This is a genomic window from Pseudomonas sp. GL_139_B (assembly GCF_057834475.1).
In genome coordinates, this window is record NZ_CM174403.1 from 4,800,993 (window position 1) to 4,826,294 (window position 25,302).

The following is a 25,302-nucleotide window of genomic DNA, read 5'->3' on the forward strand; positions in this document are numbered from 1 at the left end:
TGGGTAACAGTGGGAAAGGGCCTACAACTGAAGCCGATAATTATTGGCTGTTGTTTATGGGATGCCTGACAGGCCGCCTTCGCGGGCAAGCCCGCTCCCACATTTGATCGGGTTGCCACGCCGATTCCGCACGCACCGCAAATCCCCTGTGGGAGCGAGCTTGCTCGCGAAGGGGCCAGAACTGCCAACACAAAAACCCAGACAATAAAAAACCCCACCAGGCTCACCACCCGGCAGGGTTTCAATGACCCAAGACCCGCTACTTAAGCAACATTCATGGTCTTGTGCGTATCAATCAAATGCTGCACCACACCCGGATCGGCCAGGGTGGAAATATCCCCCAACCCATCGTATTCAGCCGTCGCAATCTTGCGCAGAATCCGGCGCATGATCTTGCCCGAACGGGTTTTCGGCAGCCCCGGCGCCCACTGGATCACATCCGGCGAAGCAATCGGACCGATCTCCTTACGCACCCAATTTTTCAGTTCCAGGCGCAGCTGCTCGCTCGGCTCTTCGCCGCCGTTCAGGGTGACGTAGACATAAATGCCCTGCCCCTTGATGTCGTGCGGCACACCGACCACCGCCGCTTCGGCGACTTTCGGGTGAGCGACCATCGCACTTTCAATTTCGGCAGTGCCCATGCGGTGGCCGGAGACGTTGAGCACGTCATCCACGCGACCGGTGATCCAGTAGTAACCATCCGCATCACGACGCGCACCGTCACCGGTGAAATACATGCCGCGGAACGTCTTGAAGTAGGTATCAACGAAACGGTCATGGTCACCGTACAGCGTGCGCGCCTGACCCGGCCACGAATCGAGAATCACCAGGTTGCCCTCGGCAACGCCTTCGATAATGTTGCCCAGGTTATCGACCAAGGCCGGCACCACGCCAAAGAACGGACGCGCCGCCGAACCCGGCTTGAGGCCGTGGGCACCCGGCAACGGGCTCATCAAGGTTGCGCCGGTTTCGGTCTGCCACCAGGTATCGACAATCGGGCAACGGGATTGTCCGACGTTCTTGTAGTACCAATCCCACGCTTCCGGATTGATCGGCTCACCAACCGAACCCAACAGACGCAGGCTGCTGCCATCCGCGCCTTCAACGGCAGCGGTGCCCGACGCCATCATCGCGCGGATCGCGGTCGGCGCGGTGTAGAGGATGTTGACCTTGTGCTTGTCGACGATCTTCGCCACCCGGGTGATGTCCGGGTAGTTCGGCACGCCTTCGAACAGCAGCGTGGTCGCGCCATTGGCCAACGGGCCGTAGACGATGTAAGTGTGACCGGTGACCCAACCGACGTCGGCGGTGCACCAGTAGACTTCACCCGGACGGTAGTCGAACACGCGCTCGTGGGTCATCGCCGCATACAGCAGGTAACCGCCAGTGGTGTGCTGCACGCCCTTCGGCTTGCCGGTCGAACCGGAGGTGTAAAGGATGAACAGCGCTTCTTCGGCGCCCATCTCTTTCGGCGCGCAGACAGTGCCGGCCACTTTCATCAGGTCTTCGTACCAGATGTCGCGATGCTGGTTCCACTTGATGTCGCCGCCGGTGCGCTGGCACACGATGACTTTCTGAATGCTGCTGGTTTCCGGGTTGGTCAGCGCGTCGTCGACGTTGGCCTTGAGCGGGATCTTCTTGCCGGCACGAATGCCTTCGTCTGCGGTGATCACCACTTTTGATTTGCAGTCGATGATGCGACCGGCCAAGGCTTCCGGCGAGAAACCACCGAATACCACCGAGTGAATCGCGCCGATCCGGGTGCAGGCCAGCATGGCGACCACGGCTTCGGGGATCATCGGCATATAGATAGTCACCACGTCACCGCGGTGCACATCCTGGCCGCGCAAGGCGTTGGCGAACTTGCAGACTTGTTCGTGCAGTTCGCGGTAGGTGATGTTGCGGCTTTCGCAAGGGTCATCCCCTTCCCAAATGATCGCGACTTGATCGCCGCGCTCGGCCAGATGACGGTCGAGGCAGTTGTAGGAAACGTTCAGGGTGCCGTCGGCGAACCATTTGATGTCGACATGGTGATCGTCGAAGGACGTCTGCTTCACCGTGGTGAAAGGTTTGATCCAGTCGAGGCGCTTGGCTTGCTCGCGCCAGAAGCCGTCCGGGTTGACGACCGACTGCTGGTACATGGCCTTGTAGGTCGCCTCGTCAGTCAGCGTGTTAGCCAGGACCTCGGGACGAACGGGATACAGAGAAGCCGCACTCATCTTTCTTACCTCGGTGGAATAGTTGTTTTTGTATGACACCGTTTTAGCCGGGCCGGCCCTATAGAACCATTCGACGATGGTAGTAACAAGCCCCTACAAAATGCCCTGAAAAGCCTAAAACAAACCTGGAACACACGTCCCGGACATCACGCTCCTGCTGTGGGTTTGACACCACCCAGTAGTGTCCACCGCTCACGTCTTGCCAGTCGTGATCGATGTCCGACCGAGAGTTTCACGCAGCCATGTGCCCGCTTTTCCCGAACGCAAAAGCGACGACCACACCAAATCGACTCCCACCGTCCAGTCTGTAAACGGATAGGCATCCAGTTCCAGCTCGACCAGCTGCCCATCGGGATTAAGGTCCTGCATGAGTTGCTTGGGTACGATGGCCCAACCCATCCCCTCGCGCAGCATGTTCATCAGTGTGAGATAGCTATCGACCCGCCAATGGTTGGGCGAATTGAGGTACTCGCTGGTGGGTAGCCTGTCCTGAAAAGGCAGGTAGACCAACTGCCGGAAGTTGCTCAACTGGTTGAAGCTGACAGGTTGCATTTGGGTCAACGGGTGATCCCGGCACACGAAGTTGCCGAACGTGATGCTGCCAAGCCGTTTGAACTGCAGGTTCTTTGGATAATGCGAGCGAGTACACATCAGGCCCAACAACACTTTTTTCTCCTCGATCATGCCAAGTGCATCCTGCCTCGATGGATGCAGCACGGTCAGGTCGACATGGGTGAAGTGTCTGGAAAACTCCTGCATGACGGGTGCGAGCGCCTGATAGGGGATGGCATCGTCAATGCTGATCACCAACTCGGTTTCCAGCTCCTCGGCCAAGCTACTTGCGCGGTTCTCCATGTTGAAACACTGACCAAGAATGGCCTCGGCGTCGCGCAACAACGCACGCCCCTCCGTCGTCAACTGGGGATAGCGGTGGCTGCGATCGAACAGCGTGACGCCCAGGTCGATCTCAAGGTTCGCAACGGAAATGCTCACGGCTGACTGCGATTTTCCCAGTTTGCGCGCTGCGGCCGAGAAAGAGCGCTCACTGGCGACCTCAGAAAATGCGGCCAGTTGCTCCAGAGACAACCTCATAGATGCACCATAAAAAAAATCAATAGATCCCATTTTTACAACGGCAATAACGGGGCGCATTTTGGCCCTGCGTTACCGGATAACCACAACAATAACCTATCCCATCGCTGCCTCGACACTAACAACCAGGAGAGGACAATGACTAATGCTGTGCACCCTGTGGATCAGCGGCTACCGCTGGCTCAAACCGTGATATTTGGCTTTCAGCATGTACTGGTGATGTATTCGGCATGCATCATCGTGCCGCTGATTCTCGGCGCTGCACTGCAACTCCCCAAAGACCAATTGACCCTTATCATCAACGCTGACTTGTTTGCCGCTGGCCTGGCGACACTCGTGCAATGCGCAGGAAACAGGTTTTTCGGCATTCAACTCCCGATCATGATGGGCGTGACCTTCGCATCGGTAACGCCGATGATCGCTATTGCCCTGAACCCCTCCCTGGGGCTGCCAGGCGTCTACGGTGCAATCATCGTATCCGGTATCTTCGGCATTCTCTTTGCCCCGGTCATGGGACGATTGCTACGTTTTTTTCCACCGGTGGTGACTGGCACGGTCCTGTTGGTTATCGGCATCAGTCTGATGCGTGTCGGGATCGACTGGTCAGCCGGGGGGCACCCGGTACTTGCCGATGGCAGCGCCAATCCGGATTACGGCAATCCGGTTTACCTGGGCATTTCACTTTTACAGTTGATCCTGATCCTGGGTATCAACCGCTTCGCAAAAGGCTTCATTGCCAATATCGCAGTGCTCCTGGGGGTCTTGGTCGGCTTTTTCATTGCGTTCTTTCGCGGCGATATCGTGCTTGATGGCATCAATGAAACGCCGTGGTTCTCGACGATTTCACCCTTTGCGTTTGGCATGCCCAAATTTGATCTGGTCGCAATCATTTCGATGTGCCTGGTCATGCTGGTCACCATGGTCGAGTCGACGGGGATGTTTCTTGCGCTGGGCAAGATGGTAGACCGCCCGACCACTCGCGAAAGGTTAGTGCGCGGCCTTCGTTCCGATGGTCTGGGTGCCGTTCTCGGCGGGGTGTTCAACGCATTCCCCTATACCTCTTTCTCGCAAAACATTGGCCTGGTGACCATGACCGGGGTCAAGAGCCGCTTCGTGTGCATAGCCGGTGCGATGATTCTGATCGGACTGGGACTTTTTCCAAAGCTAGCCTACATCGTCGCCTCCACGCCCCAATACGTACTCGGTGCCGCCGGCATGGTGATGTTCGGCATGGTCACGCTAATGGGCGTGCGCATTCTTTCCACCGTCGACTTCGAACGGTCGCGCCACAACCTCCTGGTCGTGGCCACGAGTGTGGGCATCGGCATGATTCCGATGGTCTCGCCTCACTACTTTCACCATTTGCCCGACTGGAGCCGGGTTTTCACCGAAAGCGGGATCGTCCTGACTGTTTGCAGCGCATTGACCCTCAACATTCTGTTCAACGGAATCGGCAAGTCCGACGACGCCGAAGCAGCGGCGACCCGCACCGCCGCCCTCAGCGATAGCTGAACAACAGCACAACCAAAATAAACTTTAGAAAGGTTAAGTACGATGACTTGTGAACTCATCAGGGCCGACCTCGTCCTCACTATGGACGCCCTCAACACCGTGATCGAAGACGGCGCAGTATTGGTCAAGGACGGCCTGATCGCCGATGTCGGTCCTGCGCAAGATCTGCTCGCTCGCCACCCCTTGGCCCCGATACGCCGCCTGACCGATCGACTGTTGATGCCAGGGCTGGTCAATACCCATTGCCACTCCGGCATGCTCCGAGGTACTGCCGAAGGCCTGCCGGTGTGGGATTGGTTGCAGCAATACATCGACCCCATGCACCGGGTGCTGCTGCCCAGTGAGGCGCGTTTGTCTTCCATGCTTTGCTACAGCGAAGCTTTGATGTCCGGCACCACCACGATGGTCGATATGTGGCGTTACATGCACGGCAGCGCAGAGGCAGCCAGTGAGTTGGGTATTCGCGCAGTGCTGGTGCCCTATGTTGCCGAACACCCGGACCATGATTACTTCGAGACCCTCGACGGCAACGAGGCCTTGATCGAACGCTGGCACGGCGGGGCGAATGGCCGCATCAGCGTTTGGGTAGGTCTGGAGCACATGTTCTACGCCGTTCCCCAGGCCTGGAAGCGCATCGCGGATATCTGCAAGGCCAATCAGGTGGGTTTCCACACCCACAGTAACGAAAGCCGCTTCGACGTGGAGGAAACCATCCGGCGCTACGGAATGCGCCCAGTCCAGGCCTTGGAGAAGTTCGGCCTGCTTGATGCCAGCAAGGTTCTGCTTGCCCATTGTGTCTGGGTCGACGACCAGGAAATCGCACTGATGGCGCAACGCAATATCGGTGTGGCGCACAACCCGATCAGCAACATGAAACTGGCATCCGGTGCCGCGCCGATTGAGAAGCTGTTAGCAGCAGGCGTTGCGGTTGGCCTGGGCACCGATGGCGAAAAAGAGAACAACAACCTGGACATGTTCGAGGAGATGAAAGTGTCCTCGCTGCTGGCTAAATTCGCCAACCTCAATGCATCAGCACTGGATGCCTGGTCCGTGTGTCGCATGGCCACGATCGATGGCGCGCGCGCCTTGGGCATGGACAAGCAGATCGGCTCGCTAGAAGTGGGTAAAGCCGCCGACATCATCGCAGTACGCGTTGACACACCGAGGATGACGCCGCTGATCACCCGTGGCCCGCTGGCCAACCTTCACCACAACCTGGTGCACGCCGTACAAGGCGGTGACGTGGACATGACAATGGTCGCCGGCCGCGTGGTGGTCGAAAACGGGCAACTCAAGAACGCTGACCTGGACGCGCTGATCACTCAAGTCAACGAAACGGCTCCTGACCTGTTTGCACGTCGCAAAACCTGGCTGGACCAGGCCGGGGTCTCCGTCAACGAGCTTGATCGAGTGGATGGCGTTTGACCTCGAGGAAACCTTCATGCAAAACATTCAGTATGACAACGCCTCCAGGCAGGGGGTTATTCAGTACGTGCTCAACGGCGAAGTGATATCGCTTGAGCGTGTCGACACCACCCGCAGCCTGCTCAATCACTTGCGTGAAGATCGCTGCCTCACCGGCACCAAAGAAGGCTGTGCCGAAGGAGACTGTGGCGCCTGCACGGTCGTAGTGGGTGAATTGTTGGACGGTGAACTGCAGATGCGCACAGTAAACGCATGCATCCAGTTCATGCCCTCACTGGACGGCAAGGCTGTATTTACCGTTGAGCACCTGCGCCAGGAAGCCGGGGCGTTGCACCCGGTGCAGCAAGCGCTGGTCGATTGCCATGGATCGCAGTGCGGCTTTTGCACGCCCGGGTTCGTCATGTCCCTGTGGAGTTTTTACCTGGATCATGAGCAATGCGACATACCGCCGGGGCGAGACGCTATACGTTCGACGTTGACCGGCAACCTGTGCCGCTGCACCGGTTACCGACCGATCCTGGATGCCGGTGAGCAAATGTTCAAACTGGCACCCGTAAGGTTCGAACGCGAGGCATTGAAAGTGAAGCTGGAGGCGCTCAAGCGTAACCAGACGCTCGTTTACGAACATGAGGGTCGACACTTTTTTGCACCGCTCAGTTTGCAAGAACTGGTCAGGCTGCGTGCCCAATACCCTGACGCGCTCCTGCTTGCGGGGTGTACCGATATTGGCTTGTGGACGACCAAGCAGTTTCGCGAGATTGGCGACATCATTTCCATCGGCAAGGTGCCGGAACTTAAGCGAATCGAGCGCGACCAGCAGTTTTTACGCATAGGTTGCGGTGTATCGCTGACTGACAGCTTCGCCGCTATCGTCGCGCTCTATCCGCAACTCAAGGAGCTCTGGGAACGCTTCGCCTCCAAACCTATCCGCAACGCGGGCACCTTGGGTGGCAACGTCGCCAATGGCTCGCCCATCGGCGATTCGATGCCGGCGCTGGTTGCGTTGGGCGCCAGGGTGGTTATGCATAGCCCTGCCGGAAGTCGGACCCTTGCACTTGAGGATTTGTACACCGGCTACATGCAGAAAGACATGCACGCCGACGAACTTGTTGAAGCACTCCTGATTCCGCTACCCGTAGCGGACTGGCAGATGCGTACCTACAAACTGTCCAAGCGTTTTGACTCGGACATCTCGGCCGTCTGTGCGGCATTTTCCATTCGCCTTAACGCTGGATGCGTCGTTGATTGCCGCGTGGCATACGGCGGCATGGCAGCAACGGTCAAACGAGCCAGCCATTGCGAGAAGCTGCTGATCGGCAAGTCATGGACCGAGGGTACGCTGGAACAAGCCATGGTCACGCTTGATGAGGATTACCAGCCACTCTCCGACATGCGTGCCAGCGCGCAATACCGGCAGCAGTGTGCGAAGAACCTGCTCTATCGCTTCTATCTTGAAACCCGCCAGCATCAGCCATTGCCCGAGGAACGTATCCGGGTCTTTGCCGTGGCTCAGGAGCAACCATGAACAAGCCTGTCAGCCTCCCCAACGAGCCACTAAGCCAGGGCGCCGCCGGGCGCGCCTTTACCCATGAGTCTGCTCATCTGCATGTCAGCGGCGAAGCGACTTACATCGACGACATCCCCGAACTGCAGGGCACCCTTTACGCAGCACTGGGCTTGAGCCAACAGGCCCACGCGCGAATCCTGTCGATGGACTTGGGTGATGTGCTCGCAGCGCCGGGTGTGGTCGCGGTCCTGACTGCAACGGATATACCGGGAGCCAACGATTGCGGCCCCATCGTCCACGACGATCCGATACTTGCCGATGGGTTGGTGCAGTACGTCGGCCAGCCGATCTTTATCGTTATCGCCGATACCTACCACGCCGCACGCCGTGCGGCTCGACTGGGAAAAATAGAGTACGAGACGTTGCCCGCAATACTCACCCCCGAGCAAGCGAAGGAACAGGGCGCCTTCCTGTTCCCGCCGCTGCACCTGCGCCGTGGTGAAGCCGAGCAAGCGATTGGAGGGGCAGAGCACAGACTCAAGGGCGAGTTTTCCATCGGCGGCCAGGAGCACTTTTACCTGGAAGGACACATATCCTATGCCATGCCCAAAGAAGACAACGGCATGCATGTCCTGTGTTCCACGCAGCACCCGACTGAAATGCAAAACCTGATTTCCCATTGCCTGAATCTGCCCAACCACCAGGTCAAGGTGGAGATTCGGCGCATGGGAGGGGCATTCGGCGGCAAGGAGTCGCAATCCGGTCTTTTTGCCTGCATGGCCGCCTTGGCCGCCGCGCGGCTGAAGCGCCCGGTCAAGGTACGCCTGGACCGGGACGACGACATGATGATCACCGGCAAGCGTCACTGTTTCAACTACCAATACCAGGCAGGTTTCGAGCCCGACGGCTTGATTCGAGGCGTGACCGTGGAAATGTGTTCGCGGGGAGGCTTTTCGACGGACCTGTCCGGCCCGGTGGCGACCCGCGCCTTGTGTCACGTCGACAATGCCTACTTCCTCAGTGACGTGGACATCCGCTCCATGGCCGGTAAAACCAATACCCAGTCCAACACCGCCTTTCGCGGGTTTGGCGGCCCACAGGGCGCGATCGCCATCGAGTACATCATCGATGACATTGCTCGCGAACTGGGTCTGGACCCGCTGGACGTTCGCAAGCGCAACTTCTATGGCAAGCTCGAGCGCAACGTTACCCCCTACGGCATGACGGTGGAAGACAACGTCATCCACGAGTTAGTGGCTGAGCTGGAGCAGAGCAGCGACTACCGGGCTCGACGCGAGGCAGTTCTGGCCTTCAATCGAGACAATGAAGTGCTCAAGAAAGGCCTTGCCCTGACCCCACTCAAATTCGGCATCTCTTTCAACGTCGTCCACTTCAACCAGGCCGGCGCCCTGGTTCATATCTATACCGACGGTTCGGTGCTTGTGAACCACGGCGGAACCGAGATGGGGCAAGGCCTCAATACCAAGATCGCCCAGATAGTCGCCAATGAGCTGGGTATCGATCTGAGTTGGGTGCGCTCCACCGCAACGGACACCAGCAAGGTACCCAACACCTCAGCCACCGCGGCCTCAAGCGGGACTGACCTGAACGGCAAAGCCGCCCAGGATGCGGCGCGCCAAATTAAAGTCCGCTTGTCACAGATGCTGGTGGACCGATACGGCGGCTCGCTCGATGACGTGGGTTTTGCCAACAATCAAGCGCGCTTGCATGAGCATCAACTCAGTTGGCCTGCGTTGGTGAGAGCGGCGTATGAGAGTCGCGTGCAGCTCTGGTCCGATGGTTTCTACGCCACCCCTAAATTGAACTGGGACCGAGAGACACTAAAAGGCAGACCGTTCTTCTACTTCAGCTATGGCGCTGCGGTATCCGAGGTGCAGATCGACAGCCTGACCGGTGAATGGAAGTTACTGCGCGCGGACCTGCTGCATGACGCTGGCAAGTCCATCAACCCGGCGCTCGATGTTGGCCAGGTCGAAGGTGCCTTCATCCAGGCCATGGGCTGGCTGACGATGGAAGAGTTGTGGTGGAACAAGGACGGAAAACTGATGACTCATGCGCCTTCGACCTACAAGATCCCGGCGGTCAATGATTGCCCTGACGACCTTCGCGTCAAACTGTTCGACAACCGCAACGCCGAGGACACCATCTTCCGTTCCAAGGCGGTAGGCGAGCCGCCCATGCTACTGGCTTTTTCGGTGTTCTTTGCGCTTCGCGACGCGATCGCCAGTGTGGCGCAGTACAAACTGAATCCGCCATTGAACGGCCCTGCGACGAGCGAGCGAATCCTGCAGGCGATCTGCGCAATCCGAAGCACGAAGCGCTAAGGCCAAGACACGACTGCCAACTGACGAAAAATGATCGGACCGAGCGCACATGCCTGTTTTGCGCAGCATTGCCATCCCATCATTTTGCTTCCAATCCCAAATGCCCAAGGATTTTGAATGACTGCCCTGACCAACACGACCCCTCTGGGCATTGCTGCCCTTGACGTGGAACTGCTGCGCCAAACCATCCAGCTCTCTTCAGCGGCGAAGGAGCGTGGCCGCCACCCGTTTGCCGCTTTAGTGGCGGACCAAAACGGCAAACTGATATCGCAGGCTGGCAACAACTCCATGCCCCCCGAAGGGGACCCCACGCAACATGCCGAATTGGTCGCCGTCGCCCAGGCTGCCAAATTACTGAGCGCCGAAGAGCTGAGCAAGTGCACCCTCTATACAAGTGCCGAACCTTGCTGCATGTGTGCCGGCGCCGTCTATTGGACGGGAATTGGCAGAGTCGTTTATGCGTTATCAGAGCACGCTCTGCTCAACCTCACCGGCGATCATCCGGAGAATCCGACATTCTCCCTGCCTTGCCGGGAAGTATTCGCCCGAGGCCAGCGCCAAATCGTCGTACTAGGCCCCATGCTGGAAGCCGAGGCCGCTGGACCGCATGCCGGATTCTGGTCATGAACCGCGCCGTCTCTGTCCACCTATCTACGTCACTTGCGACCGGGTAAGGCGACGTATTTGTTCCACAGCGGGGGTGGCACCTCGCTTTTTGTGATCCCTCGGCACGACGTACCTCGTGCAGCGATATCGAGGGATCACTTTTTTACTCGCCCATCTAATCTGAAAAAACTCCCTCGCCAGGATCGCCAGCAACCCACCTCTTACAGCGTTATTCGAGGATTGTTACGAATTCCGTCAAAGGTGTTTATCAAAACCACGCCTATATGAATGAAATCCCCACGCCTAAAATCAGCCCCGCCAACAAGGCAACCTGATTAACCAAGTTGCAGCCCCCACGAAGGCAGTTAATCAAACACTCCGATACCCAAGCTCCACACGCAACCCCACAAAGGTTGCGTGACCCCATTCGACCTCTAAAAGGTAAATCCGAAATGAAAGCTTTATTAGTTCTGGCCCTCAGCAGCCTGTGCGCAACCGCCATGGCAGACGAGGTCCCGACTGATGTCGCACAGCAACAACCGGTAGTTGAGGAATACACTTACTCCACCCATCTGGACATCGCCAAAGTTGTTTCCATGAGCGAAGTACCGAACGTGTGTGAAGTTGTCCCGATGAAAATGGAATACGAAGATTCCAAGGGCCAACGCCATATTTTGAGCTACAGCATGATGGGTAACGGCTGCTCCAATGGCTGATCAAAACTGCACCGAATCGGGTCATTTCAGCTGATCGCTGAGGGTCGATTCCAGCCCGGCTTCGGTCGGGCTCAGTTGTGTTTGCAAGCGACGAAAACCGCTGCAAAACACTAGATGTAGTGAAAAAGCGTCTTTTTGGTTGTTTTTTGAGCGAAAACATTCCTGCGCTAAAAATTATGAAAAAAATCTTTGCGGCCCCAAACCCGTCAAAGCCCTGTAAACCCTCACTCCGACCGAAAAACCCGCCCCTCCGGCCGTTCCATGAGCCGATTCGCCGCCCCACGCCGGTGAAAATTTCCCTATAATGCCGCCTTAACGGGCCTGCAATATCCCCTTACAGGGATGGAACGCCAGTCTGAAGCCCCGCAGCAGTGTTTAACGCTGTTTGCGCCCATCAGTGGCTCTCGGAACCCCGTACAAAATTCTGTTTTATTGCCTGCCTTGGCTGCAAAAAACGATTCCTTAAGATCCAACGCGGTCAGACCGACCGTGTGAATAACCATCACACGGGCATCTGGCCCTCACGCAGGAGACGACACGTCATGCTGAGCTGGGACGAATTCGACAAAGAAGACAGCGGCGAAGCCGTGGTAAAAGGCGCTAATGCCGGCCACGCGAGCGAAGCCAACATGGACCGACTCGACACCGCTGGTGGTGTCGCCGCTCAAGAAGCTCGCGCCGTTACCGCGAACGACTCTGCCGCAATCGCCCGTGCCAAAGCTGCCCTGGACACCCTCGACGTCGCCGAAGGCCTCGCCGAACTCGAAGGCGCCTCCGCCCGCGTCGCTGTCGACGAAAAGCGCATGATCAACTGCCGCGCCGACCTCAACCAACTCGTACCGTTCAAGTACGACTGGGCCTGGCAGAAATATCTGGACGGTTGCGCAAACCACTGGATGCCGCAAGAAGTCAACATGACCGCCGACATCGCCCTCTGGAAAGACCCGGAAGGCCTGACCGACGACGAGCGCCGCATCGTCATGCGCAACCTCGGCTTCTTCTCCACCGCCGACTCCCTGGTTGCCAACAACCTGGTCCTGGCCGTGTACCGCCTGATCACCAACCCGGAATGCCGCCAGTACATCCTGCGCCAGGCCTTCGAAGAGGCGATCCACACCCACGCCTACCAGTACTGCATCGAATCGCTGGCCATGGATGAAGGCGAGATCTTCAACATGTACCACGAGATCCCATCGGTCGCGAAAAAAGCCACCTGGGGCCTCAAATACACTCGTTCGATCTCCGATCCGAAGTTCGAAACCGGCACCGTCGAAACCGACAAAGAGCTGCTGCGCAACCTGATCGCCTACTACTGCGTTCTGGAAGGCATCTTCTTCTACTGCGGCTTCACCCAGATCCTCTCCATGGGCCGCCGCAACAAAATGACCGGCGTCGCCGAGCAGTTCCAGTACATCCTGCGCGACGAATCCATGCACCTGAACTTCGGCATCGACGTGATCAACCAGATCAAAATCGAAAACCCGCACTTGTGGGATGCTGAAATGAAGGAAGAGGCTTCGCAGATGATTCTGCAGGGGACTCAGCTGGAGATCGAATACGCTCGCGATACCATGCCTCGTGGGGTATTGGGCATGAATGCGGCGATGATGGAGGATTACCTGAAGTTTATTGCTAACCGTCGTCTGTCGCAGATTGGGTTGAAGGAAGAGTATCCAGGGACGACTAACCCGTTCCCTTGGATGAGCGAGATTATGGACTTGAAGAAAGAGAAGAATTTCTTTGAGACTCGGGTTATTGAGTATCAGACTGGTGGCGCGCTTAGCTGGGATTGATATTGCTCTAAAACTGATGCCTTTCCGCTTTGCCTGAGCATGATTGTTGGGGTAGCGAAAAATAAACCCCGCAAATGCGGGGTTTATTTTTTATAAGGACATGCTATGAGCGAATCAGTACATAACCCCGATCAATACATGTTTGGCTTCCGTCAGGTCATCACTAACGGAAAGAAAAAAATTGGATTACTTCTCGGAGCGGGAGCTCCATTTAGCATAAATATTGGTGGCGACGGCCCTAGAAAACCACTAATCCCCAACGTCATAGGGCTGACCAAGTTAATCAAAGAAAACCTACAAGAAGAAGACCTCAGGGTTTTTAACGAAATCGAAAAATCGATCCCTGATAAAAATTTCGAAAAAGTCTTATCTAAGATTAGAACTCTAGCCGAAGTAATTGGCGAATCAAAAATTCACAACTACGACAGCACAGATTTTACAACTCTAACAAACAACATATGCAGCGCAATAAAAGACGCTGTAAACCAGGATCTACCAAAAGGCAAAAACCCTTATTCCGAGTTAATATCCTGGATAAATGGGATCAAACGGCGCCATGGCGTAGAAATATTTACAACCAACTATGATCTATTGTTGGAGCAAGCATTAGAAAGAGTAAAAACACCTTATTTCGATGGGTTTAGCGGCTCTAGAAACGCCTTCTTTGACCCTTCTAGCATTTCAAGAAACGACCTCCCTCCCCGCTGGGTAAGACTATGGAAGCTTCACGGGTCAATTGGGTGGGAACTGGGTGAAAACTCAGAGGTAATTAGATTGCCTACATCAACCAATACAAACATGGTATACCCATCCCACATAAAATATGATCAAACCCAAGCGGCACCATTCTCCTCATTATTTGAGCGCTTTAAGAATTTTCTAAACGAACCCGATACTTTAACGATAGCATCTGGCTTTTCTTTTGCTGACGCCCACATTTCTTCCAAAATAACTGAGAGCTTAATTGCAAATCAGTCTACCGCACTATTTGCTTTTCAGTACAACAAATTAGAAGACGAACCATTCGCCCGAGAAATAGCGTTCAACTGTCCAAATTTTAGTCTATTTTGTCGAGACGGAGCCATTATAAATGGTGTCGAAGCACCTTGGAGAATTGGGCTTCTACCAGCAAAAAACTGGCAACTTATCAGGGATGAATATTTCAGCAACAAAGAGTTCCAGCTAGGTGACTTCAATGCATTGACACGTTTTTTAGCAACTGCTGGAGGCGACTTCGACCTGGAACCACGCCCAATGATTGAAATTGAGACTGTTGCCGAACCAGTACAACCGCTTCCAATTACTGAACAGGCTCAGAACGATGCATAACGCCACATATATGGGTAGCGTCAGTTCAGTCTCTAGCTCTTCAATTATTGTGGAGCTTGCAGAGTCAATGGAGTCCGGAATAATAATTATAGAGGGCAAAAACTATCGAATCGGACAAGTTGGCAGCTTTATAAAAATACCTATAGGATACAATCAACTGTACGGCGTTACATCTGAGTCCAACGAATCTTCGACACAAGAAACCGAAAACATACAGACCAGAAGTAGACGCTGGATTAAAGTTGAATTGATAGGTGAAATGATTGGAGGTGAATTTGATAGAGGGATCAGTGAGTACCCTAGTATAGGGGATGATGTTCACATAGTCGTGGATCGAGACCTTAAGCAAATATTTGGACAACCTACTGCAGGCCAATTCACTATCGGAAAACTTTCAAGCTCTGACGGGATTGATGTCAGCCTAGATTTAGACCGGCTAGTGACACGCCACTCCGCCATCTTGGGCTCAACGGGCTCAGGCAAATCCACTAGTACCGCATCAATAATTAGATCCATAGTTACTAACAATGACCGAGTTCGACTTCCATCTGCAAGAATACTTCTAATAGACATTCATGGCGAGTACGAATCAGCGCTGGGTGACATTGCCAAAGTATTTTCAGTTCTTCCAGACAGTAAAAATCCTTTATACATCCCATATTGGTGCATATCACCGGAAAGCTTAATAGACTTCCTCTGCGGAAATATATCGGAAACGCACAAAACACTATACCTAGACAAGACCATCGAAGAAAAAAAGAAATCAATCGTTACCAATAACATACAAAACATACCCACTGAATCAGTCACGACTTCCACACCACTGCCATATAGAATAAAGAACATATGGCACGAACTATATTATGACGACACAGTCACATGGCAAGAAAAAGAGCACACTAACCCTGCTTACGCTAAAGACGGGAAAGGCGACGCAGAGAATTTGATCCCACCAAAGTTTCTCCCCCCAGCAACGTCTAGCAACCCGCCGTTCAAAGGTGGAAATAGTTTAGTGAAACGGCAGCTTGAACAGATGAAGTCCCGACTTCTAGACTCACAATACTCATTTCTTTTGAAACCTGGCCCTTGGACGCCGGATAAAGATGGAAAAATAGAAAAAGATTTAGACCAACTTCTTTCTGACTGGCTTGGCCACGACCAACCTATCACTATCTTAGATCTTTCTGGAATGCCATCTTCTAGGCTGAGTCTTTTACTTGGCTCAATCCTAGACATATTATTTGAATCTGCAATCTGGGGAAAAAACCTAAACTCAGGAATGAGAGATAGGCCATTGCTTGTCGTTCTTGAAGAAGCTCATCGATATTTATCTAAAAAAGAAGATGGCCTTGCTAAACAAATGGTGCAACGGATTGCAAAAGAAGGTCGGAAATTTGGCGTAGGGGCGATGGTTGTAAGTCAGCGCCCATCAGAAATTGATGAAACAATACTATCGCAATGCGGCACGATTATAGCACTCAGAATAAATAACGCCACAGATAGAGGCATCGTAAAGGCTGCGATGTCAGAGGGACTGGCTGGAATAATCGACTCTCTGCCAGTTCTGAGAACCGGAGAAGCCATTATAGTTGGAGAGTCAGCAAAACTTCCAACTAGATGCCGTATAAGCTTACTCCCAGCAGACAAATACCCCAACAGCAGAGACCCTGCAGTAACCACCAGTTGGGCACAGGATAGAAAAGCTGAAAATTATGAGGCGTTAGTATCGGCCTGGCGAAACCAGAAAATAACAAAGGAAGCAAAGTAAATGGAAAGAAGACCTGTAAGCTCAAGCAATTTAGCAAGTGTCGGATACGACGAAGCTAACTCACTACTCCACATTGAATTTAATAGTGGGAAAATTTATGAATATCATGGTGTACCTGAAAGCGTTTACCAAGATTTAATAAATGCGGGCTCTCCCGGCGGATATTTTCACAGTCACGTAAAAAATGTTTTTAGCTGTCAAGAAATCTAATAGATAAATAGGATGGCCCTACCATTATAGGTAGGTGCTATCCGGCAACAATCGCATCCTTGACCATGGATGATGAAGGCAATACCCTCTCAAACAGGTGCCTAAGAAACACCTCACACAGCGGACTGACCGCCCCCGACAGTAGCGGCTTTTTTGTGCCTACGGTTTCCCCGTGCGCATCAAAAACTCTGTTATGCCGGGAGTGGGCGAATACAAGACCCGAAAGGGGAATAAGTCCGGCCCTCTGTGTGGGGTTTCTTAGCTCCCGGCACCCAGCCCTAAGAAAGCTGACATCACACAGAGGTAAAGGATATGCCTAAGAATGTCGTATCCGATCCATGAACTACACCTACCGCCAGACTACCGCCTCGTTTACCGTGGCATCTCTGGCGAGCAGTTCCATGGCAATAGTGCTTCGTAGTCGGCCACCGACTGCGCATGCGGCAGTCGTTCCAGTACGTGGCGCAGCCACGTATAGGGCTCTTGGCCGTTGACCTTGGCGGTCTCGACCAGACTGTAGATCTGCGCGCTGGCAGTCGCGCCTTTGGGCGTGTCGCTGAACAGCCAAGCCTTGCGACCGATTACAAATGGTTTTATTGCACGCTCTGCCGGGTTGTTGTCGATGGGTAAAAACCCAGCCTCCACGTAGCGCTCCAGTCGGCTCCAGTTACTGGCAAGATAATTAACGGCCTTGCCCAAAACACTTTGCGGTGTCACCTGCGACTGCGTTTTATCCAGCCAGCTTTTCAACTGCGCCAGGATCGGCAGGCTCTTTTCCTGACGATTCATAAAGCGCTGTTCATCGCTGACGTCCTTGAGTTCACGCTCGATGCCATACAGCTTGTTGATCATCGTCAGCGCGATATCGGCACGTCCCGTCTTGCCCTTGGGCTGCACTTTTTGCGCGTCCACGAACTTGCGTCGCGCATGGGCCATGCACGCCAACCGCTCGACACCGGGCTGCAACGCCAATGCGTTGTAACCCGCGTAGTCGTCGGTCATCACGTAGCCGCGATAACTTTCCAGCAGGCGCAACGGTACTTCCTGCGCACGGCTGGAGGTGTAGTCGAACAGCACGACTTTTCGATCTGGCGGCCCACTGGCTTGCACCCACATCCAGGATTGACTGGTCGGGTCTCGACCTGGCTCTTTGAGTACCTGGACGCGGGTTTCATCGCAGTGGATGACCGGACTTTCCAGCAATCGATCACGCATCAGATTCAGCAACGGTTGCAAGTGCTCGCCGCATTGGATGATCCAGCGCGCCAAGGTTTGACGCGGGATATCGATACCGTGTCGGCTCAGCACCGTTTCAAAACGATGCAGCGGTAATCCGTCGACATACTTGGTGGTTAGCAGCATCGCCAAGACGCTCGGACTGGCCATGCTCTTTTCGATCAACTGGGCGGGTTTGTCAGCAGTGACCGGAGCGGTTTCACAACCACGGCAACCGTAGACTTTACGGATGTGTTTGATCACCCGAATCTGCATCGGCACGATATCCAGCTGCTCACTGGTTTCTTCGCTGATCACATGCTTGCGGCAACCGCAGGCACAGGTCAGTTCGTGCTCAGGCAATTCGTGGATGACTTCGATACGCGGCAGATCAGCAGATAGTGGCTTGCGTTTACCACGGCGTGGAGCTGGAGCAACGACTTCTTCATCGGCATCCTCGACGGCGGGCATCGGTTCACTTTCGGGCTCATTGAACAGCGCCAGTTGCGGCGTGTTGGATTCGACCGTTTGTTCGGACTTACAGCCAAATATACGGTCACGCAGCAACTTGATCTGCTCTTTCAGATCAACGATATGGGTCTGGTAAGCCTCTTTGACTTCCTGATCACGTGCACGCGCTTCGTACGTCTCAAGCAGCATCTGTTTGAGACGCACGGGGTCATCAGGAAGGTTGTCAGGCATGGAAATCATGCCGCGGATTATAACCTTTAGGCGACAAATCTTGGAGTCAAAACCTGATGGGGGCGGTTACGCCACAGATCAAAACCGTCGAGTAACCAGTTCAACTCCTGGACGCTTAACACGATGGCCTCGTCGGTGGCATCGGGCGATGTTTTGAAACGTTCCGACTCCAGGCGCTTGAGCCAAAGGCAGAAGCCGTTGCGCTCCCAGTACAACACTTTGACGCGGTTGCGGTGGCGATTTAGAAAGACGAAAAGCACGGGGTCGAACACCGCAACTTTGATGTCCAGTTCGACCAACGCAGCCAAGCCGTCGATGGACTTTCGAAAATCTACAGGCTTCGGGTAGAGGTACACTTTTTCGACGCTGGCATTTGGACGCATCATGGTGATGGGCTCCTGATGGAAATCGGGAGCACAGCATCAGCCGTCAACTATCAGCTTGGAATGTGGAGTTCATGGAGCGGATACAGAATGTCTCCTTCTGCACGAAGGTAATCGGCTTCAGCCGTCGCACCATCTGCAAGCTTCCAACTCTGGAGGCCCACCATGTCTGACCCACACAATCCCACTGTATTCGCGCGTCACAACCTCTCTCTGCACGCCCTCCTGCTTGAAAACCAACCTTGGTTCTGCGCTCGCGATATCGGCCGCTTGATGGGTATCCATCTGAGTGATCGTATGGTCAATAAACTGGATAAAGATCAGCGCCGCGTTTTGTGGATTGAATATTTCCGCCAACCCGAAAGGCAGTTGATGCTCAGTGAGTCCGGTGTGTATGCGCTGCTGGTGTATCACTACGTACCGGGAAATCGTTTGTTGCGCGAGTGGTTGACCCATCAAGTAGTGCCGGCGTTACGCGACGCTATGCAATCGGAAAATTCGGATCGGCCGATGTTGAGTTTGTTGGATTGGCCGGAGATGTCGTTGAGCCTGCTGCATTGGCAGGATGAAGGTTGGATTAGGCTGCGGGACATGCCTTACCTGCTGCACGATCAACCCCAGCAACGGGCGACGGTGGTTAAGCCTTGGTGGCGGAAAGTCGCGGAGGTGTTTCAGTCGTCGAAGCATTCGGTGGGTTAGAGCGAAGATGTCTTTGTAGGACCGCTTGAGCGATGCGTCGGTATCTTCTGTAGGAATTTTCGTAGACAGTCGTAATGGCCACTCAGTATCGTCCGAGGGTTTCCAACCCTCGGCGATTGTATGGATATCGAAAAAGAGAAGAGTGACTGGAGCGACGAGGAGCTTGAGGCGGCAGTCGAAGGCTACTTGAAGATGTTGGCGATTGAGAAAAGTGACCAGAAGCTCAATAAGGCACATGAGAATCGCCTTTTGCGTGAAGGGGTACTGATGAATCGCAGCAGAGTCTCCATCGAGTATCGGATGCGTAATATTTCCACCGTACTCCATGATCTGTGCCTCCCTTACATTGTCGGATACCTGCCTGCGAAACATCTTGGCGCAGGCGTAACCCAGCGCGTACGCGCAGCAATGATTGCAAAAGGTGCTTTCGACCCTGACGACTATGCACCTACTGCGGATGATCAAGCGTTAAACACCAAGGTTCTGAAGCTTGAGCAGCGCGAGTTGGTAGGCATCCCTCGCGGTATCGAGAGACCGCAACGGGTCAGCGGAACGACCTCTTCATTTTTACGAGATCCATTGGTCAAGGCCTGGGTACTTAAGAATGCCAACGGGGTTTGCGAAGGTTGCGGTCAGAACGCACCATTCAAGCTGCCAAATGGATTGCATTTTCTCGAAGTCCACCACGTTAAACATCTGGTCAACGAGGGCGCGGATTTGGTGACCAACGCTGTCGCTCTGTGCCCGAACTGCCATCGTCGCTGTCACTATTCCAGCGATAGGGATGAGTTCACTGCTTCGCTTTATAAGCGGGTGGATCGGCTAGAGGATGAGTAGCTGAGCTAAACACTAACCGTGGCGAGGGAGCTTGCTCCCGTTCGACTGCGAAGCCGTCACCAGGCGAGTAACTTGATCTGGCTTATGCACCGTGCTTGCCGGTTTTGGGGCTGCTGCGCAGCCCAGCGGGAGCAAGCTCCCTCGCCACGGTGAGTTGTGTTGCCACTGGGTCAGCAGGAGGAATTTAGACCGAGTTGGTGCTGGGAATCGCGAGCAGGCTCACTCACAAGGTTTGGTGTGTTGCCGCAGATTTTGTGGAGTGTTGAAAACAGTCAGTGCAACCCGCCCCGGCTCCCGCTATTAATACCCTTCCCCACTCAAGGACCCGAGCCCACCATGAAATTCGACCTCGCCTACTGCTTCAGCCTCGACGACAAGCTGTCGATCTATGACGTACGCGATTTGAATTTCGACGAAACCATGGTGTTCGACTCCGCCAAAGAGCACTTCCAGTGCCCCAACGATGCCTGTCGCTTGGCATTCGACTCGGCCAACGTACTGACGACATTCAACGCAAAAAACGTGAATTACGTCCGCACCCCGCACTTCAAGAACACGCCCAGCACCCGCCACGTGGCGGATTGTCCTTATATCAGCCTCAAAGCCTCGGCGTCCGGTGTGGACGCAGACAGTGCGGAAACGGATGACAGTCGCGAGGAGCATTTCCCGTCGGAGTTGTTACTGACTCGGCGTCAGTATGTTCGTCAGCCGTCGAACCCGGCGGGGGCGGCGGATGAAGTTCGAGACGTCCCGAAAACCGTTTCGCCGGACAGTCACACAGAGTACCCAAGCCGCGAATCGGCACCGGACAAAACCAGCGTCTTCGCCCACCCAGTGGAGTGTTTTGTCTCGAACTTCGAGGACAAGGAGTTGCTCAAGCGCATGCCGCTGAAGATTGGCGAGCACACGGCGCCGTACGGGTCGTTCTTCAAGAAGATCGAGTATTTGCAGGACAACAAGGGGCTGATTTACTGGGGCAAGATCAAGGAGATCAAGGATTACACCCAGAGTTTTCGCATCGATTTCGAACAGAAGGTCTGGTTCAAGCAAGCGGACGAAGCGAAGAAAAAGCCTTATTCGGTCAACGTTTACTTGAGCAAGAAGCTGATCGACAACTACCGCAAGCGCAAAGCGTTTCTGGAAGAGATCAAGCACGCCATTGAGAGCGGCAAGGACTTGTATTGCTTCTTTTATGGCGTGACACCAGAGTTGAAGCAGGTGCCGAGCAAGAAAAACCCCGAGCAGACCTTCGGGGTGTTCAGTGCGGATATTGAGAACCTGGATCACTTCATCATTCGGGAAGTGCCGAGGTTGGCGGATAAGTAACAGCGCTCAGGTCAGAGACATGCTGATCATCACCAACACCAGCAAACCCACATATACCCGCGCATGTATTCGGTCCGGAATCCGCCCGATCCAGGGTGTGGCCAATCGAATCCCCAGCAACGATCCCATCGTCAAAACCGCAAACGCCAGCAAATCCACATAACCAATAAACCACGACCCCAAGTCAAACTCGCTGAATCCCGCCATGGCCATGTAGGTCACCGTCCCGGCCACCGCGACCGGCAGGCTCAAAGGATTGGCCATGGACGTCGCCTGACTCATGCTCAACCCACAGCGTCGCAATAACGGCACGGTCATGACGCTGCCGCCCACGCCGAGAAACGTCGCGATAGCGCCAATGCCTACGCCACCGCCTGACACTTCCGCACTCCCCAATCGCCTTGGGATTGCGTTATCGGCGCGTGTAAGAAATCCGCGTCTAACCAGGCAATCCACAATGGTCACGCCCAGGTACGCGATGAACGCATAACGAATCACCTCGCCGCTCACCCACATCGCCGCCATGGCACCGACGATAGCGCCCAGCCCGATAAACCCGCCCAATGGCCACAGGTAATGGCGAATGAGGTTCCCGGCTCGCCGGTGTTTGCCAGTGGCGATCAGTGCATTGACGATCATCACGCAGGTCGAAGTCGCCACAGCAATGTGCATCGCCGCTTGGCCGACGGGGTCATCGGCGCCATGGCTGGCGGTAAGCATGCGGTAGAGCAATGGCACGACGACGAAGCCGCCGCCGAAGCCGAACAGCACCGCCGTGATGCCGGTCATGCAGCCAAAGAGTGTCAGCAGGAGATAGAACATTGTGCGTCGTCCATTGGTTGGGAGCGGTCGACGATAGAGCGATGCGCCTTGGCCTGCCTCAGCAAGTCAGCCAATAATGTTCGCGTTTACGCCAACTGCTGGAAGCCGCTCGATGCGCAATGTTTCGATTGATTTGCTGGATGACACACCGCGCCCGGTGGTGGCGATTGGGACGGATTATTCCCACGGCCACTTGTTGCCTCGTCATACACACCGGCGGGCGCAGTTGTTGTATGGCGCCACCGGGGTGATGCAGGTCAGCACGCATGACGGCAATTGGGTGGTGCCGCCACAGCGGGCGGTGTGGATTCCGCCGGGCATGGCGCATGAGGTGCTGATGCTCGGGGTGAGTACGCGCAGTGTGTATATCGAACCGGTGGCGGTTGATCTGGGGAATCGCTGCCAAGTGATCAGTGTGTCGCCGTTGATGCGGCATTTGTTGATGGAGGCGGTGGAGATCCCGCTGGCGTATGACGAGGCCGGGCGTGACGGTGCTCTAATCAACTTGCTGCTGCACGAACTGGCGCGCAGCACTCACCTGCCGTTGCACATTCCGCTGCCCGTCGATGCGCGGTTGCTGGGGTTGTGTCAGGCGTTTCTGCAACACCCGAATGCTCACCAATCGCCGCTGGACTGGGCCGATCAATTGCACATCAGCTTGCGAACGTTTAATCGGTTGTTCCGACAACAGACCAGCCTGAGTTTCAGCCAATGGCGGCAGCGAGCCTGCGTGGTGCTGGCCCTGGCGCGGTTGGCATCGGGGACCGCGGTAACGCGCATCGCGCTGGATTTCGGTTATGACAGCCCAGCGGCGTTCTCGACCATGTTTCGTCGTGTACTGGGGCAGCCACCGTCCGTCTGGATGCAAGCCTCGAAATAGCACACATCAAAAAATGAGTTTGATCCGGGCACAAAACAACTGTACAAAAACACAGTATATTTTGAATCAGCACTCTCGAGCCCGGAGAACACCATGGCCTCTCATGCGATGAAAATCACCCTGGAACGTATCGCCCTCTTCCAATTCACCCCGGCCCACTGCGCCCAGGCCCGAGCGATGCTGGGTTGGAGTGTTGATGAGCTGGCTCGGGAGTCCGGGGTTTCGGTAGAGGCCATCGAGCGATTCGAGGCAAAGCGCGATGTGCTGGACGTTACCCGGCTGGCGTTGGCGTATTGCTTTGAGGCGCAGGGGTTGGTGTTTTTCCCGGGGTTTGCGCCGGGTCGAGGGATGAATGTGAAAGGGTCTACGCCGAACCCGGTTGGGCGGGCGGATTATGCGATGGTGGAGTGAGGGGTCAGCGGATGATTGATGTCGATGGAAGTGACAACTGCGTTTATGAGGCGCTCGGCTATCCCGATGCAGGTGAAATGCGGGCCAAGTCTGAGTACGTGATGAAGATCGGGATACTCCTCGAAGCCGGTCGATTGGATAAGACTGAGGCGGCGCAAAAGCTCGGTTTGTCTGAGGAGGAGCTGAATGAATTGCTCCGTGGAAAATTTCGCGATTTGACCGTAGCGAAGATCTCGGAATATCTGAGTCTGCTGCTCGATACGCGGAGCTAGTCTGGATGTGGAACTCGGGCCGCTTCCTTCGGCCCGGTGGTCAGACATCAAGCGTTCTGCGCAGTGACCTGATCGCTTTCACTTTCCATCCCGAGCCACCATGCGCTACCTCGTTGCGGATACATCACGTTGAACGCTTCGCCCATTTGCGGCGTGGTGATCGACACATTGCGCTCCCAGGCCAACGCCAGGATCCGGTCGAAGGGCTCGAACCAGGCGTGCATCGATAAATCGAAGGTGCCATTGTGAATCGGCAATAACCAACGCCCCTTGAGGTCGATGTGCGCTTGCAGGGTTTGCTCCGGCTGCATGTGAACGTGGGGCCACTCGACGTTGTAGGCGCCAGTTTCCATCAGCGTCAGGTCGAACGGGCCGTACTGTTCGCCGATGCGTTTGAAGCCATCGAAATAACCGCTGTCGCCGCTGAAGAAAATCCGCGTGTCGCCGTCGATCATCACCCAGGACGCCCAAAGCGTGCTGTTGCCATCGAACAGGCCACGGCCGGAAAAGTGTTGCGACGGGGTGGCGATGAACTGGACGCCATCAACTTCAGTGCCCTGCCACCAATCAAGTTGGCGCACTTTACTCGCATCGACGCCCCACTTGATCAGTGTGTCGCCGACACCCAGCGGGGTGAGGAAGTACTTGGCCTTGTCTGCCAGTTTGAGCACCGCGTGATAATCGAGGTGGTCGTAGTGATCGTGGGACAGGATCACTGCTTCAATCGGCGGCAATTCTTCCAGGCTGATCGGTGGCTGGTGGAAACGTTTGGGCCCGGCCCATTGCACCGGTGAAGCGCGCTCGGCGAAGACCGGGTCGGTGATCCAGAATTTGTCCCGCAGTTTCAGCAGTACGGTGGAATGGCCGAGGCGATAGACGCTGTGGTTGGGAGCCGCGATCAACGCCGCCTGGGTCAGGGTTTGTACCGGCACCGGGGCGGTCGGACGAGTGTTGCGTGGTTTGTGGAAGATCATGTTCCACATGATGCGCAACATTTTGCGACCGCCTTCGCGTTGCACGGGGGCATGGTTTCGAAAGTGCCCTTCGGCCTGACGGGAAGCTTCAGGCAAAGGGGCGTTATCCGCAGGGGAAGTTGAAGTGGCCATGACTGAGTGACTCCAGAAAAACCGCAAAATTGCGTTTTTTCACGGTGGGACGATAAATGGCCAAAGCACGCACGCATCAGCCGGACGATCTATTGTTCGCTGCACAGGATTAACAAAACATTACACT

At 55.0% G+C, this 25,302-nt stretch carries 22 protein-coding genes; 16 read left to right on the plus strand and 6 right to left on the minus strand.

All coding sequences use genetic code 11. The annotated features are described in order from the left end of the window. Positions 1-263: 263 nt before the first annotated feature. Positions 264-2,219, minus strand: a complete 1,956-nt coding sequence (acs, locus tag AC3ISI_RS21960) for an acetate--CoA ligase (protein ID WP_489333771.1) — start codon at positions 2,217-2,219, stop codon at positions 264-266. 192 nt (positions 2,220-2,411) lie between these two features. Beyond that, entirely contained in the window at positions 2,412-3,371 is a 960-nt protein-coding gene (locus tag AC3ISI_RS21965; RefSeq protein WP_489333772.1) for a LysR family transcriptional regulator, read from the minus strand. Between the two features lie 78 nt (positions 3,372-3,449). Here AC3ISI_RS21965 and AC3ISI_RS21970 point away from each other — a divergent pair, with 78 nt between their 5' ends. From AC3ISI_RS21970 to AC3ISI_RS22015, 10 genes are all read left to right on the plus strand, one after another. After that, positions 3,450-4,823 carry a nucleobase:cation symporter-2 family protein gene (locus AC3ISI_RS21970; RefSeq protein WP_489333773.1) on the plus strand — a complete coding sequence of 458 codons (1,374 nt, stop codon included), beginning with the start codon at positions 3,450-3,452 and terminating at the stop codon, positions 4,821-4,823. Between the two features lie 42 nt (positions 4,824-4,865). Then, positions 4,866-6,248 carry an amidohydrolase family protein gene (locus tag AC3ISI_RS21975; RefSeq protein ID WP_489333774.1) on the plus strand — a complete coding sequence of 461 codons (1,383 nt, stop codon included), beginning with the start codon at positions 4,866-4,868 and terminating at the stop codon, positions 6,246-6,248. Positions 6,249-6,264: 16 nt separating this feature from the next. Then, positions 6,265-7,773, plus strand: a complete 1,509-nt coding sequence (gene xdhA, locus AC3ISI_RS21980; RefSeq protein ID WP_489333775.1) for a xanthine dehydrogenase small subunit — start codon at positions 6,265-6,267, stop codon at positions 7,771-7,773. After that, positions 7,770-10,100 carry a xanthine dehydrogenase molybdopterin binding subunit gene (gene xdhB, locus AC3ISI_RS21985; protein ID WP_489333776.1) on the plus strand — a complete coding sequence of 777 codons (2,331 nt, stop codon included), beginning with the start codon at positions 7,770-7,772 and terminating at the stop codon, positions 10,098-10,100. Before xdhA ends, xdhB begins: the two co-directional genes overlap by 4 nt. Before the next feature lie 117 nt (positions 10,101-10,217). Then, positions 10,218-10,727 (plus strand): nucleoside deaminase, encoded by a 510-nt coding sequence (locus tag AC3ISI_RS21990; protein WP_489333777.1) that lies wholly within the window; start codon positions 10,218-10,220, stop codon positions 10,725-10,727. A gap of 431 nt (positions 10,728-11,158) precedes the next feature. Continuing rightward, a complete protein-coding gene (locus AC3ISI_RS21995) occupies positions 11,159-11,422 on the plus strand; it encodes a DUF2790 domain-containing protein (RefSeq protein ID WP_489333778.1) in 264 nt (87 codons plus the stop codon). A 542-nt stretch (positions 11,423-11,964) separates the two neighbouring features. Further along, the gene (locus tag AC3ISI_RS22000) at positions 11,965-13,215 is read left to right on the plus strand and encodes a ribonucleotide-diphosphate reductase subunit beta (RefSeq protein WP_477792633.1); all 1,251 of its coding nucleotides are present in this window, start codon (positions 11,965-11,967) and stop codon (positions 13,213-13,215) included. 105 nt (positions 13,216-13,320) lie between these two features. Continuing rightward, on the plus strand, positions 13,321-14,544 hold the full coding sequence (locus AC3ISI_RS22005) for an SIR2 family protein (protein ID WP_489333779.1): 1,224 nt from the start codon (positions 13,321-13,323) through the stop codon (positions 14,542-14,544). Beyond that, entirely contained in the window at positions 14,537-16,312 is a 1,776-nt protein-coding gene (locus AC3ISI_RS22010; protein WP_489333780.1) for an ATP-binding protein, read from the plus strand. Before AC3ISI_RS22005 ends, AC3ISI_RS22010 begins: the two co-directional genes overlap by 8 nt. Beyond that, positions 16,313-16,522 carry a KTSC domain-containing protein gene (locus tag AC3ISI_RS22015; protein ID WP_310336055.1) on the plus strand — a complete coding sequence of 70 codons (210 nt, stop codon included), beginning with the start codon at positions 16,313-16,315 and terminating at the stop codon, positions 16,520-16,522. A 372-nt stretch (positions 16,523-16,894) separates the two neighbouring features. Here AC3ISI_RS22015 and tnpC read toward each other — a convergent pair whose 3' ends face one another. Both tnpC and tnpB read right to left on the minus strand, forming a co-directional pair. Beyond that, entirely contained in the window at positions 16,895-18,448 is a 1,554-nt protein-coding gene (tnpC, locus tag AC3ISI_RS22020; protein ID WP_489332794.1) for an IS66 family transposase, read from the minus strand. Positions 18,449-18,465: 17 nt separating this feature from the next. Further along, complete coding sequence (gene tnpB, locus AC3ISI_RS22025; RefSeq protein ID WP_489332793.1) at positions 18,466-18,825, minus strand: IS66 family insertion sequence element accessory protein TnpB; 360 nt, start codon at positions 18,823-18,825, stop codon at positions 18,466-18,468. 162 nt (positions 18,826-18,987) lie between these two features. Here tnpB and AC3ISI_RS22030 point away from each other — a divergent pair, with 162 nt between their 5' ends. The 3 genes from AC3ISI_RS22030 to AC3ISI_RS22040 all read left to right on the plus strand — a co-directional run bounded on the left by AC3ISI_RS22030 (position 18,988) and on the right by AC3ISI_RS22040 (position 21,684). Next, positions 18,988-19,521: a BRO-N domain-containing protein gene (locus AC3ISI_RS22030; RefSeq protein ID WP_310336057.1), complete on the plus strand. Its 534-nt coding sequence runs from the start codon at positions 18,988-18,990 to the stop codon at positions 19,519-19,521. Between the two features lie 120 nt (positions 19,522-19,641). After that, positions 19,642-20,358, plus strand: a complete 717-nt coding sequence (locus AC3ISI_RS22035; RefSeq protein WP_489333782.1) for an HNH endonuclease — start codon at positions 19,642-19,644, stop codon at positions 20,356-20,358. Between the two features lie 336 nt (positions 20,359-20,694). Further along, entirely contained in the window at positions 20,695-21,684 is a 990-nt protein-coding gene (locus tag AC3ISI_RS22040) for a hypothetical protein (protein ID WP_489333784.1), read from the plus strand. A gap of 6 nt (positions 21,685-21,690) precedes the next feature. On the opposite strand, the gene AC3ISI_RS22045 is transcribed toward AC3ISI_RS22040, so the two are convergent. Further along, positions 21,691-22,506: a sulfite exporter TauE/SafE family protein gene (locus tag AC3ISI_RS22045; RefSeq protein WP_489333785.1), complete on the minus strand. Its 816-nt coding sequence runs from the start codon at positions 22,504-22,506 to the stop codon at positions 21,691-21,693. 112 nt (positions 22,507-22,618) lie between these two features. Here AC3ISI_RS22045 and AC3ISI_RS22050 point away from each other — a divergent pair, with 112 nt between their 5' ends. From AC3ISI_RS22050 to AC3ISI_RS22060, 3 genes are all read left to right on the plus strand, one after another. Beyond that, positions 22,619-23,386, plus strand: coding sequence for an AraC family transcriptional regulator (locus tag AC3ISI_RS22050; protein ID WP_489333786.1), 768 nt, complete (start codon positions 22,619-22,621; stop codon positions 23,384-23,386). A 93-nt stretch (positions 23,387-23,479) separates the two neighbouring features. Beyond that, positions 23,480-23,797 (plus strand): helix-turn-helix domain-containing protein, encoded by a 318-nt coding sequence (locus tag AC3ISI_RS22055; RefSeq protein ID WP_007946091.1) that lies wholly within the window; start codon positions 23,480-23,482, stop codon positions 23,795-23,797. 11 nt (positions 23,798-23,808) lie between these two features. Next, the gene (locus AC3ISI_RS22060; protein ID WP_489333787.1) at positions 23,809-24,069 is read left to right on the plus strand and encodes an XRE family transcriptional regulator; all 261 of its coding nucleotides are present in this window, start codon (positions 23,809-23,811) and stop codon (positions 24,067-24,069) included. 47 nt (positions 24,070-24,116) lie between these two features. On the opposite strand, the gene AC3ISI_RS22065 is transcribed toward AC3ISI_RS22060, so the two are convergent. Further along, complete coding sequence (locus tag AC3ISI_RS22065; RefSeq protein WP_489333788.1) at positions 24,117-25,175, minus strand: MBL fold metallo-hydrolase; 1,059 nt, start codon at positions 25,173-25,175, stop codon at positions 24,117-24,119. Positions 25,176-25,302 lie beyond the last annotated feature (127 nt).

Bases quoted from the DNA above. Each gene is read 5' to 3' on its own strand.
- AC3ISI_RS21975 (WP_489333774.1), top strand. From the start codon at position 4,866: ATGACTTGTGAACTCATCAGGGCCGACCTCGTCCTCACTATGGACGCC.
- acs (WP_489333771.1), bottom strand. From the start codon at position 2,219: ATGAGTGCGGCTTCTCTGTATCCCGTTCGTCCCGAGGTCCTGGCTAAC.
- AC3ISI_RS22040 (WP_489333784.1), top strand. From the start codon at position 20,695: ATGAAATTCGACCTCGCCTACTGCTTCAGCCTCGACGACAAGCTGTCG.
- xdhB (WP_489333776.1), top strand. From the start codon at position 7,770: ATGAACAAGCCTGTCAGCCTCCCCAACGAGCCACTAAGCCAGGGCGCC.
- AC3ISI_RS22045 (WP_489333785.1), bottom strand. From the start codon at position 22,506: ATGTTCTATCTCCTGCTGACACTCTTTGGCTGCATGACCGGCATCACG.
- xdhA (WP_489333775.1), top strand. From the start codon at position 6,265: ATGCAAAACATTCAGTATGACAACGCCTCCAGGCAGGGGGTTATTCAG.
- AC3ISI_RS22000 (WP_477792633.1), top strand. From the start codon at position 11,965: ATGCTGAGCTGGGACGAATTCGACAAAGAAGACAGCGGCGAAGCCGTG.
- AC3ISI_RS21990 (WP_489333777.1), top strand. From the start codon at position 10,218: ATGACTGCCCTGACCAACACGACCCCTCTGGGCATTGCTGCCCTTGAC.
- AC3ISI_RS22015 (WP_310336055.1), top strand. From the start codon at position 16,313: ATGGAAAGAAGACCTGTAAGCTCAAGCAATTTAGCAAGTGTCGGATAC.
- tnpB (WP_489332793.1), bottom strand. From the start codon at position 18,825: ATGATGCGTCCAAATGCCAGCGTCGAAAAAGTGTACCTCTACCCGAAG.
- AC3ISI_RS21995 (WP_489333778.1), top strand. From the start codon at position 11,159: ATGAAAGCTTTATTAGTTCTGGCCCTCAGCAGCCTGTGCGCAACCGCC.
- AC3ISI_RS22030 (WP_310336057.1), top strand. From the start codon at position 18,988: ATGTCTGACCCACACAATCCCACTGTATTCGCGCGTCACAACCTCTCT.
- AC3ISI_RS22010 (WP_489333780.1), top strand. From the start codon at position 14,537: ATGCATAACGCCACATATATGGGTAGCGTCAGTTCAGTCTCTAGCTCT.
- AC3ISI_RS22005 (WP_489333779.1), top strand. From the start codon at position 13,321: ATGAGCGAATCAGTACATAACCCCGATCAATACATGTTTGGCTTCCGT.
- AC3ISI_RS22035 (WP_489333782.1), top strand. From the start codon at position 19,642: ATGGATATCGAAAAAGAGAAGAGTGACTGGAGCGACGAGGAGCTTGAG.
- AC3ISI_RS21970 (WP_489333773.1), top strand. From the start codon at position 3,450: ATGACTAATGCTGTGCACCCTGTGGATCAGCGGCTACCGCTGGCTCAA.
- AC3ISI_RS21965 (WP_489333772.1), bottom strand. From the start codon at position 3,371: ATGCGCCCCGTTATTGCCGTTGTAAAAATGGGATCTATTGATTTTTTT.
- AC3ISI_RS22060 (WP_489333787.1), top strand. From the start codon at position 23,809: ATGATTGATGTCGATGGAAGTGACAACTGCGTTTATGAGGCGCTCGGC.
- tnpC (WP_489332794.1), bottom strand. From the start codon at position 18,448: ATGATTTCCATGCCTGACAACCTTCCTGATGACCCCGTGCGTCTCAAA.
- AC3ISI_RS22050 (WP_489333786.1), top strand. From the start codon at position 22,619: ATGCGCAATGTTTCGATTGATTTGCTGGATGACACACCGCGCCCGGTG.
- AC3ISI_RS22055 (WP_007946091.1), top strand. From the start codon at position 23,480: ATGGCCTCTCATGCGATGAAAATCACCCTGGAACGTATCGCCCTCTTC.
- AC3ISI_RS22065 (WP_489333788.1), bottom strand. From the start codon at position 25,175: ATGGCCACTTCAACTTCCCCTGCGGATAACGCCCCTTTGCCTGAAGCT.